Here is an 11,437-nt window from a genome sequence, read left to right as displayed (position 1 = left end):
TCAGTTCTCCAGGACGCCGCGCAGGTCCCACAGGGCGCGCCAGGTGGCGGACCCCTGCTCGGCGCGCCTGCGCACCGGGCCGTCCCAATACCCCAGCAGCCGTGCCGCGTCCGCCGGATCGTCCTTGCGGACGACGCCGAGCAGATGACCGGGCAGGAGCGAGAGCACGTCCCGGTCGCCAGGGAAGTAGGCGGCGGCCAGACCCAGGGATCCGGCGACGGAGACCGCCTCGGCGGTGCTCATCACCGTGGACGGACGCTCGACCTCCCAGCCCTCCACGGAGCGGCCCTCCCGCAGATCCCGGAATGCCGTGACCAGCGCTTCGAGGACCGCGTCGTCCACCTGACAGGTGGCGCCGGCGCGTTCCACGGCGGCTCGCGACTGGCGCCGGACAAGCGCGGTCTCCGCCTCGACGTCCCCGATCGGGCCCACCGTCTCGAAGTTGAAGCGCCGCTTCAGAGCCGCGGACATCTCCGAGACCCCCTTGTCGCGCAGGTTGGCGGTGGCGATGAGGGTGAATCCGGGGGCGGCGTGCACCAGCGCGTCCTCGCTGCCCGCGAGTTCGGGGACGGCGATCCTCCGCTCCGAGAGCAGCGAGACGAGAGCGTCCTGCACCTCGGGAAGACAGCGGGTGACCTCCTCGACGCGGGCCACGGCGCCCCGGGTCATCGCGGTGAGGACCGGTGAGGGCACGAGGGCCTGCCCGGTCGGGCCCTGGGCGAGGAGCAGCGCGTAGTTCCAGCCGTACTTGAGCTGGTCCTCGGTGGTGCCGGCGGTGCCCTGCACGGTGAGCGCGCTGGTCCCGCAGACAGCCGCCGACAGCAGCTCCGAGAGCATGGACTTGGCGGTGCCCGGCTCACCCACGAGGAGGAGACCGCGCTCCCCGGCGAGGGTGACCACGCACCTCTCGACCAGGGCGCGTTCGCCGACGAACTTCTGCTCGATCACCAGACGCCGGGGCACCCCCGCCCCCGGCCGGGCCCCCCTGGGCAGGCCCAGGGCCTCGCCCGCGCTGCCCATCACGAAGGTGACGACGGCGCGCGGGGTGAGAAGCCAGCCGGGCGGGCGCGGCCCGGCGTCGTGGGCGGCGAGGAACGCCAGCTCGGTGGCGTACCGGTCCTCCGGCGGAGTGATCTGGCGGTGTGCCTCACCGGGGCCCGCGGACTGGAGCGGAACCCCGCCGGTCGCGGAGATCTCGCTGGTGGTCGTGGTGTCGCTCGTCATCGGCGGCGGGCCTTCCGGGTCGCGCGGGTGTCCAGTTCTTCGAAGGCGGGGGCGTCGCCGCCCCGGACCCGTGACCATGCTGCGGCGAACAGCTCGTGCACGGGGAGGCGTGGCAGGGTCCTGGCGGACCCGGCCACGGGATACAGCTGCTCCTTCCAGGTCTCCAGCGGCAGCCCGGGAGCGCCGCGTTCGATCCAGCCGCACGGGAGGAACAGGGTGCGGCCCGCGCGGGACCGCTTGGCCTCCACGACCAGGGGGGTACCGGCGAGCTCCGCGCGGGCCTTCTTGATCCGCGCGGGCTTCCACCCGGTCCAGCGGACGCAGTTGCGGTCCGTCGGGTCGGGCAGGGCCAGCAGCATCAGATAGAGCGCCGCGGCATCCGCGCTCAGCCCAAGCGTCGCGGCGGCCTCGGCCACCAGGTCCGGCGCCGATCGCGTCGGATCCTGGGCCGGGTGGTGCTCCGCGTCGTCAGGGGCGCCGGCGGAGACCAGGGCGTCGCTCTCCGCGCTCAGCAGGTCGCCGAGGGCGCGGAGTTCGGCCCGTCTGTGCGTCGCGACCGTGCCCTCGAGCAGCCCGAAGACCGGATCCCCGGGGCCTTCCAGTCCCGCAGGCCGGATCAGCGCCTTCTCACGGTCGCCGTGGCCGGGCGCCAGGAGCAGCGCCTCGCCGACCCGCACCAGGCCGTCGGGACCGGCGCCGCCGGTCTCGGGGAGCTGGTGGGCGGCGCGGATCACGGGGCCGATGGAGCTGCCCTCCTCGGTCCAGTCAAGCCCGAGGTCCAGCACCAGTCGAGGGTCGGCGAGACGGCTGCGCAGGGCGGCGAGGCCGACGGGGAGATGCTCCCTCAGCGGGTGCCCGTACGGCAGCGCGTAGGCGAGAGTCCGCAGGGCCGTGAGGGCGGAGGAGAGCGAACCGTGGGCACCGACCAGGCGGAGACCCGGCCGGCCGGTGCCGTCCTCGACCGGGGTGCCGTCGCCCAGCCACGTCCGGGTACCCGTGTTGAGGACCAGGTCGACGGCGCCCGGGCCGGTGCCCGACAGATCGAGGTCCAGCTCCTCGGGAACACGGACGAGGAACGCCAGGCGCTCCTGCCAGACCTCCGCAGCCGCCGATACATCCGGCCCCAGCGACCACAGTTCGGCCGGATCGGCGGGCAGCAGCGCGTGGAGCAGCGCACGCCGGTCGGCAGGGGGCAGGGCGTCCAGCGCTGCCTGGGCGGCCTCGAAGGCACGGGTCTTCACACCCAGCGTGGCCAGCGCCTCCGCGCCGGGCTCGGCGACGGCGGCGGAGATCAGGGCGGCCGCCTGGAGCGGGCCGATACCCGTGGCGCTGTGGAACGCGTCGACGGCCTCCGGCCGCCACGGTGCCGGACCCTGCTCCCGCACGAGGGCGGCGAGCCGGGTGAGGCGCTCGGCGGAGACGCCCTGCCGGTGGACGTGCTCCTGGTCGAGGGCGAAGCCGGCGACGGGGCCGAAGGCACCCGTGGGATCGTGGTCCAGGGCCAGCCACTGTGCCGTGTCCTGACGGTGGTTCCAGCCTCCGTCGGCGACCACCACGACGGTGCGGCCGCCCTTGCGGAACACGTGCCCGAGGAGCGAGGCCGCGCCGTGACGGCCCCGGCGCGCCGCGCCTGCGGAGACCGGCTCGGTGAGCCTCACCTGGCGGACCGTGCCCGCCGGATCGGCCAGCGGGCCTTCGGCCAGAGTGCTGAGCAGGACCAGCAGCCCGGCCCGGTGCTCCACCGAGGTGACCGCCGACGCGGCCCGGTAGGCCAGTTCGGGCAGCCTGTCGAGGAGGGAGGTCCAGCCCAGGGACTCCCCGGGCACCGAGAACTCGTCCCGCTGCCAGCCGTCGACAGGGGTGAACGGGGCCTTGGGCGGTACGGGCGGGCCGAACGCGGGCTCACCGCCGAGCACATGGTTGACGGCGAGGATCTGCCGGATCGTGGTCCATCGGCTGACGTTGCCCCACCAGCCGCGGTACATCCGCTCGGAGCCCCAGACGGTGGCCTGCTGGAGGGTCGCGTCATCGGCGTGTTCGGGGGACCGGTCGTGGAACATGCCCTGGGTGTAGGCGGGGTTCCTGGGTGTGGCCGGCTTGGGGGGTTCCAGGTACTGGGCGACAGCGGTGGCCCGGTACACGGCGTTGCGCACCATCGCGGTGACACCCGACAGGAGCTGGGGGTCGGACACCTCGGGCAGCAGCCGGGAGACGGCCTCCTCGGTCATCTCCTGCGAGGAGGGCCCGGTGTACTCCTCGACGGCCCGGAACGCCTCGAGGTGCCGTGCCACCGCCACGGCCACCACCTCGAAGAGTTCACCGGCGCGCGAGTCCGTCATGGCCCGCAGGGCCGCGGAACCGCGCTCGTCCCTCGGACGCAGGGCGTGCCAGTAGGACACCGGCGGTACATAGGGGGTGCCCGGCGCGTCACTTCCGCCGGAGGTGTCGGGGGTGACGTCCCACAGGCTGCCGCCGACGCCGTCGGTGTCCGCCGGGAAGGCCTCCACACGGCGCCCCGCCAGAGCCATGAGGGGGAGTGACCCGCCGGGCAGCGCCAGGGTGCCGAGCGGTACCGCGGACCGGCCGTCCGGCAGCGGGTACGGCAGGCCCACCGTGCGGCCGTCCGGGGTGCCCGCCACGATCCGGTGTCCGTCCACGGGGCCGGCTGCGCCGGGCTCGTGGACGGTACGGCGGATCCAGCGGCCGAGGACCTTGCCGTCCGTGCCGAACGGTGTCGCCTCCAGACCGGGCTGGAGGGGCAGCACACGGCACTGCTCGGTGAGCAGCCGGGTGCCCTCCCGCACCCCGGAACGGAGGAACTCGGGGAGCGAGGCCCGGCCGTGTGAACCGCTGACCGGGTCGTACTCCAGCCAGACCCGCTGCGTGCCCTGGTGGCCCTCGCGCCAGTGGCCGGTGCCGTCCGAGATGACGGCGCGCTGCGGCGGGAGCGTGGTGTCGCCCGCGTGCAGTGCCTTGCCGCCGGTCGCGCGGCCGCCGCCGGGCACCGGCAGGCAAACGTCGTCGGACGGGCCGGAGACACCCCAGCGGGGGGTCTGCTCACCACCGACGGTGAACACCTCGGTGGGGCGGTTCGACCAGTAGCCCCGCTGCTTTCCGTCCTCCCACCAGATGACCAGCAACTCACCGTCGACGAAACGGAAGGCGACGGTGCGCCAGTGGTCGTTGGTGGCGGGCAGCCGCAGGGTGTGCCGCAGCAGGACGCCCTCCGGGCCGACGACGACGGCCCGTTCGAGGGTGCTGAGGATCAGCGCGGGCCAGGCTCCGGTGACGCCGACGCGCACGGACCGGTTCTGCTGCCGGTTCGCCGAGGCCGCCTCCGAGGCCAACTCGGCGTAGGTCTCGTCGAGCGCGGGCCAGCCCAGCTCGTCCAGGACACCGGTCCGCAGCGTGGAAGCGAGCAACGGCACCACGTCATGGCCCTTGAGGAGCTGGACGGCCTCGGGCGCGACGTCCGCGACCACGGACCTGAACCACGAGATCCTGTTCAGGGTGGTCTGAAGACCGGGAAGCCCCCGGGCCGCCGTGTACTCCCGGGCGCGGGCGGTGAGCCACTCCCTCAGCACGACGGAGAGCACCGGGTGAGCCGCCAGCTTCGCCATGCCGGCTTCCTGGGTGGACTGTCCGCGTCCGCCACCGAGATCGCCGACGGTCCGGCTCAGCAGGGCCCGGAACTCCGGGCGCTCGGCGACCGCGACGAGATCCCGGGCGCCGGGCGTGGTGTCCGTGAGCCATACGCTGAGCGGGACACCCGGTGCCCGGGAGGTGCCGGCGTCCTCGTCGTCGGGCTCGGCGACGGGAACGCCGGAGGCCAGACAGAGGTCGAGGAGGTCCAGATCGGCGTTCCGTTGCCATCGGCCCTGGAACAGCTCGACGGGACGCCCGTCGGCGCGCAGCCGGGCCGCCATCCTGGCGGCCAGCTCGAGAGTGGCAGGACTGCGGCCCGCGGTGGCCCGGTTGCGCCTTCGGTGCGTCTCCCACCGGGCGAGCCAGTCCGCCGGGGAGACCGACGGTTCGCCGGGGACCGCCGCCGCGCCTTCGGCGGCGTCGGGAAGCGCGGTCAGCAGGTCCTCGGCGCCGGACTCGGCCAGCAGCGTGAGCCAGTCGTTCTCGCCGTCCGAGTCCCGCTTGCCCTCGCTGAAGGTCTCCGGGAAGAAGCCGAGCAGCCTGACGCGCACCGCCGCGTCCTCCCGGGCGAGGGCGAGGAGCGCGGAGCGGTAGGCCGTCCAGAAGGAGGCGGGGGCGCGGACCACGCCCGGGGAGCCGATCAGATCGGCCATGAGGTCGTGTTCGGCGGCCTCGCGGTCCAGCCCGGCCGCCTTCACCAGCGCGCGTACGTCCTGCGGAAGCGCCGCGTACGGCGGCATGCCCGCAGCGCAGCGCTCGACGAGCAGCCGGCGGAACTGGGCCCAGGCGTCCTGAGGTTCGAGCCGGTCAACCAGGTCGCGCACATACTGCCGCAGCGCCTTGACGGTCAGTGCGCCGGAGAACGCGAACTCCAGGAAGACCGCCCGCTGCCGGTCCTCGTCCACGACCAGCCCGTGCACTCGCTCGGCCTCGCGAGCTTTACCGAAGAAGGAGGCGGCGTACGTGGTGTTCTCGGCCTGGAGGAAGAGGCGCGCCACCTGCTCGTAGTAGGTGGGCAGGAAGTGGGGAACCGCACGGCCCAGGCGCGTCCCGAGGGCGTCGAAGCCCTCCTTGGCCGCACCCGCACGGGTCCTGGCCTGTCGGCCCAGCCGCTCGATGTCCTTGACCAGCGCCAGCGCGTGGTGCCCGTTGGCGGGGTCGTTGACGAGGGCCCAGGCCGGGAAGCCGAGCGTCTCACGTCGTATCTGCCCCACGACGGGTGCCTCGGCGGTCCGGGCCAGCCCGAGGAACTCGAGGGCCAGGTCCTCGGCCTCACCGAGTGTGCCGGGCACGAGCCGGACCACGGCGCGGTCGCCCAGGGCGGTATGGGTGTAGGTACGGGCCGTCAGGGCGTCGGCGTCGTCGCGATCGGTGGTACCGGCCGGGAGGAGCGCACCGGCGTCGAGCAGGGCCGCCGTGCGGGCGTCCGCCGCCTTGCCCCGTGCCTGAGCGGGAAGAGATGCGCCGTCGGCCGCCGCTGCCGCGCCCTGTGCGGTGTTCACGTGTGTGTTCGTCGTCGTGGTGCTCATGCCGCCTGCTCCTCGTCCTCTACATCGCGGCCTGCGTAGAGGGCCGCCGCCATGCGCATGCCCTCGGACCAGGCGACAGGGCCGATCTCGGCCGCCGTCAGCGTGCGCCCAGCGGGGTCGGTCCAGCCCAGCGGGCCGGTCTCGGTGCCGTAGTCGTCGTATCCGTCGTGCTCGCCGATCCAGATCCGCGCCTCGGTGGTGGCGCCGTCCTCGACCACGGGACAGACCGCGTAACCCCCGCGCGAGCGGTAGCCGAGCTGGGTGGTGCGGCCGTGCAGGAAGCGCAGCACCTTGAACACCCCTCCGGCGTAGGTGTCCACGGAGGTGGTGTCCGGGGCGAGGCCCGGCGGCCGGCGCCACACCTCACGGAAGAGCTGCTCCACGTTCTGGCTCACGCCCAGCTCGACCGCGAACTCACGCAGTTCGTCGAGATCGTCGAGGAGGACGGGGTGAGGCACGTTGACGACCTCGGGGGTGATGCGGACCGTGTCGCCGTCCAGGTCGACGAGGCCGAGCCCGCGGTCGGGGTCGACGTCGCGCAGGAACCCGGCGACTCCGCCGTCGGCGCCGGTGACCACCACGTCGCGCAGGGCGGCCTGCCAGGCAGGGTCGGGCCAGACCTGGGCGAGAACGGCCGTGGGGACGGGCAGCGAGCGGACCATCCACTGCTCGACGTCCGCCCGGCACCGGCGCTCGTGCCGCTCCAGCCACTCGACCAGTTGCCGGAGCCCGACGACCGCCGGGTCCTCCTTCAGCTTGGCCGGGACGGACTTGAGCCGTCGGCCCTTTCCGTTGCGGCAGACCACCTTGCCCGCCTCCAGGGCGACTTCGTAGTCGCCCGCAGCTACCCACCCCATGCGCTGTTCTCCCCGATGTCCTGAACGGCCGCCGCACCGGCGGCACGCTGATGAAACCCGTCGGCGGCAACGCACCGTGACGAGTGGGAGAGACTCTAGGCGTACCCAGTGACAATCGGTCCGGCGCCTGCCGTTCGGGCCGTCACTCGGCCTTCCGGGGAGGGGGCGCCGGCGCGTACGACGCCGCGCTCGGGCCGCGATGCGGGGATCCGGGACATCACCCGTTGTCAGGCAGCCGAGGGTGGAGGACGGCCGGCGGGCGGGCCGCCGGGTACGACACCTCCGCGGGGCGGGTGCCGGGCGTCTTCTCGGATCCGGCCGCCCGCGTCCTGTGTCCCGTGGATCAGCCCTGGTCCGTCAGCGCCTTCAGGAACCTGGCGGCCACCGGACCCGCGTCGGCGCCCCCGGAACCGCCGTCCTCCAGCATCACGCACCAGGCGAGGTCGCTTCCGCCCTGATAGCCGATCATCCACGCGTGGGTGCGCGGCGGCTTCTCGTCGCCGAACTCCGCCGTTCCGGTCTTGGCGTGCGGCTCGCCGGGAATCCCGGTCAGGGCGCTGCCCGCCCCGTACGTCACCGTCGCCCGCATCATGTCGCGCAGATCCGCGGCCACCGAGGCGTCGAGCCGCGCGGTCGCCTGGTGCTTCTTCTTGACCGCGTCGGGCACCAGTACGGGCTGCTTGAACGTCCCCTCCTTCACCGTCGCCGCGATCGAGGCCATCACCAGGGGCGACGCCTGCACACGGGCCTGCCCGATGGTGGACGCGGCGAGATCGTTGTCCGACGTCGTCACCGGGACCGACCCGTCGTACGTCGAGTCGCCCACGTCCCAGACCCCTCCGATCCCGAAGGCCTCCGCGGCCTGGTGCAGGGCGGAGCCGCCGACCTTGGCGCGGTTCTCCACGAACATGGTGTTGCAGGACTTCGCGAACGAGTCCTTGAAGGTCGACCCCGCCGGCAGGGTGAACTGGTTCTGGTTCTCGAAGCGCTGCCCGTCGACATGGGCGAACTTGGGGCACCGCACGACATCGGACGGCTTCATACCGGCCTTCAGCATCGCCGCCGCCGTCACCACCTTGAACGTCGACCCGGGCGGGTACTGCCCGGCCAGGGCCCGGTTCAGCCCTCCGGCCGGCCGGCTGGAGACGGCGAGGAGGTTGCCGGTCGACGGCTCCAGCGCGATCAGCGCCGCGTTCACCTTCACGTCCTCCAGGGCGGCCGCCGCGGCGTTCTGCACCTCGGGGTCGATGGTGGTCCGGACGGGTTTCCCGGGCTTCGCGGAACTCTTGGTGAGGGAGGCCACCGCCTGGCCGGACTGACGGTCGGCGATCACCACCTCACTGGTGGCGGAGCCGCCCCCGCCCCGTAACTGCTTGTCGTAGCGGGCCTCGAGACCGAAGGTGCCCTTGCCCTGCTCGCCGACGGAACCACGCAGGGAAGCGGCCTGGAGCTCGTCGCCGTTCTTGTCGAGCACCCCCGCCCGCTCGGCCACCGTCTTCAGGGCGAGGGTCTGCCCGGGCTTCAGCTCGGGGTGGATCATCGGCGAGCCGAACTCCACGGTCCACTGCTGAGCCTTCCTCACCAGGGTCGCCTCGGACTCGTAACGGAAGAGGCCTACCGAGGGGACGGTGAACCGCGCGGTGTACGGGACGGTCACCTCTCCGGCCTCGTTCTTCTCGCCGTCACCGGCCGAGATCTCGGTCCTGGTGGGCTTCAGATTCGTCATCACCGAGGTCAGCAGCGATTCGGCGTTCTCCGGCGAGTCGGAGAGCGCCGCGGCCTCGGCCGCCTTCCCCGCCGCCCACGCGTCGAGGAAGGACTGGAGCCTCTCGGTCGCGGCGACCACCTCGGGATCCTGTTCCGTTCCGTCCCCGGACCAGGCCTCGTAGCCCCACCAGCCCGCGCCCGCGGCCAGGAGGACGGCCACGGCCACGCCCAGTACCGGCCCTCTGCGTGACCCGCGTCGTCCCGCGCGGTCATGACGTGCCATCTGCTGCAAGGTGGGGTCCGACACTTGGCGCTGTCTCCTCGTCCGCTGCGGATACCTCTCCCGTGACCGGACCGCCTCCGGCCACCTTCCCGACACGCTAACCGCTGCTCCGCCCACCGGGGTGCCGCGGAGAGCGGCGGAAGAGTGAGCCGAGAGAAGTGCGGGAGCGCGACGCGGCCGGCGGGCCGGCGGCGCCCCACCAGGGCTGCCACCGGCCCGCCGGCCGTGGGAGAGGCGGTCAGGAACGAGGGGTGAAGGAGACCACGTCCCCCGCGCGTTCCCCACCGGAGAGCTGGCCGTAGGAGTCGGTGCGTATGTAGACGCGGTGCAGCCAGCGGTCCGCGCCGTCCCAGCGCGGGGTGAAGGGGGTACGGGCGTGGGTGGTACGGAAGTTGTCGATGATCAGGACATCGCCGGGGACCAGGTGAACGGCCTCGGTGACCTCGTCGAGCGCCTTGGAGAGCGACTCCACGGCCTCGACGTCCCGCGGGTCCTCGGGAGCCAGCAGTTCCCGGTCGTACCCGAGCAGCGGGTCGGACGGGTCGCCGTAGAGCGGCTTCACCTGGGCGATCGCGCCCGGGTCCTCGACGCCGCCGCGGAACGCCACGTCGACACAGCAGGGGACCTTGTGGTCGAAGAGGTGGCTGCGGAAACCGTCCGGCACCAGCGGCAGCGCCTTGCGGACCGACCCCACCAGTGTCGCCGCCCTGCGTTCGTGGTCGGCCCGGGAGCAGGCGAGCATCACGTAGTTGGGCTGGAGACTGTGGTAGGCCATCTCGGTGTGGAACTCGAGCAGCGTCTCGGAGGTCTCCGAGGACAGGTGGTGGGCACCCGGCGACGGGTAGACGTCGTGGTAGACGGTGCCGCTGCGCAGCTCCTGGTATCCCGTGTGCAGTCCGAGCCGGCGCCCGACGACGCCGAGCATCGCCTCCATGGTGAGGAGCGGGCGGCCGACCGGAGCGGGCGTGGATTCGGGTGTGCGGGGCAACTGGTCCTCGGGCTCCACGGGCAGGCCTCGGAGCAGCAGGTAACCGTCCTCGTTGCCGGAGGCGTTGAACGCGTCCAGCGCCTCGGCGATCGAGGCAGGAAGGTCACCGGACGCGGCCTTCGCGGCCTCCAGGAACGCCGGGAGGTCCGCGCGGGGTACCGCGGGCAGGCGTGAGGCGAGCTCCAGGAGCTCGTCGCGCAGTCCGGAGCAGTCGATGACGGTCACGCTTCGTTCCTTCCCTTGATGTGAGCACGTGCGTACTGGTAGAGCAGTTCGGCGCCGATCTCGGTCGCCAGGACGGAGGTGATCCCGGCGTGGTCGTAGAGGGGCGAGACCTCCATGACGTCGAACCCGACCGGACGCAGCTCGCCCACGCAGCGCAGCAGGGCCAGGACCTCACGCGAGGAGAGACCGCCGGGTGCGGGCGTGCCGGTGCCCGGGGCGAACGCCGGGTCGCAGACGTCGACGTCGACCGACACGTAGACGGGACGGTCGCCGATGAGTTCCTGGACGAGCGCGTGCGTACCGGCCACACCGGTCTCGACGAACTCGTCGGTGGTGACGACCCGCACCCCCTTGTCACGTGCGTAGTCCAGGGAGTCGGGACGGGGATTGTGACCCCGGATCCCGATCTGCACCATGCGCAGGGGGTCGATCAGCCCTTCGTCGATGCCGTGCCGGAAGGGCGTGCCGTGGTGGAACTCGCCCCCGTAGAAAGCGGGGTTGGTGTCCGAGTGCGCGTCCAGATGCACCACGGCGACGGGGCCGTGCTGTTCGGCCACGGCGCGCAGGGCCGCCAGGGTGAGGGAGTGGTCGCCGCCCAGCATCAGGAAGGCCGCGTTGGCCTGGAGGAGGCCCCGCAGATGCCGGTGCGCCGTCTCCATCGCGATGTGCATGTTGAACGGCGTGAGGTCGATGTCCCCGGCGTCCACGCAGTCGATGAGCTCGAAGGTGCCCGGCCCCCGGTCGATGCCAACTCCGTGGATCAGACCGGACTCGTTGCGGATGGCGCGGGGTCCGAACCGTGCCCCGGGGCGGTAGCTGGTGCCACCGTCGTAGGGAGCACCGATGACCACGACGTCACGGCCGCTGGGCTCCGGGTCGTGCGGCAGACGCATGAAGGTGGGGATCTGCGCGTACCGGGGCGAGACCGTGGTGTCTACACGTTCCACGAGGTCGTGCCTCCTTTCGACGGGGCCGCTGA

6 protein-coding genes are annotated in these 11,437 nt (G+C 72.8%); all 6 read right to left on the bottom strand.

Annotated elements, in window-relative coordinates; translation table 11 throughout:
• Positions 1–1,224: an AAA family ATPase gene (locus ACGFNN_RS23930; RefSeq protein ID WP_365097682.1), complete on the bottom strand. Its 1,224-nt coding sequence runs from the start codon at positions 1,222–1,224 to the stop codon at positions 1–3.
• A complete protein-coding gene (locus tag ACGFNN_RS23925) occupies positions 1,221–6,398 on the bottom strand; it encodes a hypothetical protein (RefSeq protein WP_393558777.1) in 5,178 nt (1,725 codons plus the stop codon). Before ACGFNN_RS23925 ends, ACGFNN_RS23930 begins: the two co-directional genes overlap by 4 nt.
• Positions 6,395–7,255 (bottom strand): DUF4132 domain-containing protein, encoded by an 861-nt coding sequence (locus ACGFNN_RS23920; RefSeq protein ID WP_393558775.1) that lies wholly within the window; start codon positions 7,253–7,255, stop codon positions 6,395–6,397. Before ACGFNN_RS23920 ends, ACGFNN_RS23925 begins: the two co-directional genes overlap by 4 nt.
• A 343-nt stretch (positions 7,256–7,598) precedes the next feature.
• The gene (locus ACGFNN_RS23915) at positions 7,599–9,245 is read right to left on the bottom strand and encodes a penicillin-binding transpeptidase domain-containing protein (protein WP_393558773.1); all 1,647 of its coding nucleotides are present in this window, start codon (positions 9,243–9,245) and stop codon (positions 7,599–7,601) included.
• Positions 9,246–9,483: 238 nt separating this feature from the next.
• On the bottom strand, positions 9,484–10,458 hold the full coding sequence (gene cs1, locus ACGFNN_RS23910; RefSeq protein WP_362554193.1) for a clavaminate synthase Cs1: 975 nt from the start codon (positions 10,456–10,458) through the stop codon (positions 9,484–9,486).
• Positions 10,455–11,405 (bottom strand): agmatinase, encoded by a 951-nt coding sequence (speB, locus tag ACGFNN_RS23905; protein ID WP_393558771.1) that lies wholly within the window; start codon positions 11,403–11,405, stop codon positions 10,455–10,457. The genes cs1 and speB overlap by 4 nt, the downstream gene beginning before the upstream one ends.
• Between the last annotated feature and the right edge of the window lie 32 nt (positions 11,406–11,437).

The sequence above is a fragment of the Streptomyces sp. NPDC048590 genome, assembly GCF_043199535.1.
In the GTDB taxonomy this organism is placed as follows: Bacteria; Actinomycetota; Actinomycetes; order Streptomycetales; family Streptomycetaceae; genus Streptomyces.
This window is presented reverse-complemented; position numbering and strand designations above follow the sequence as displayed.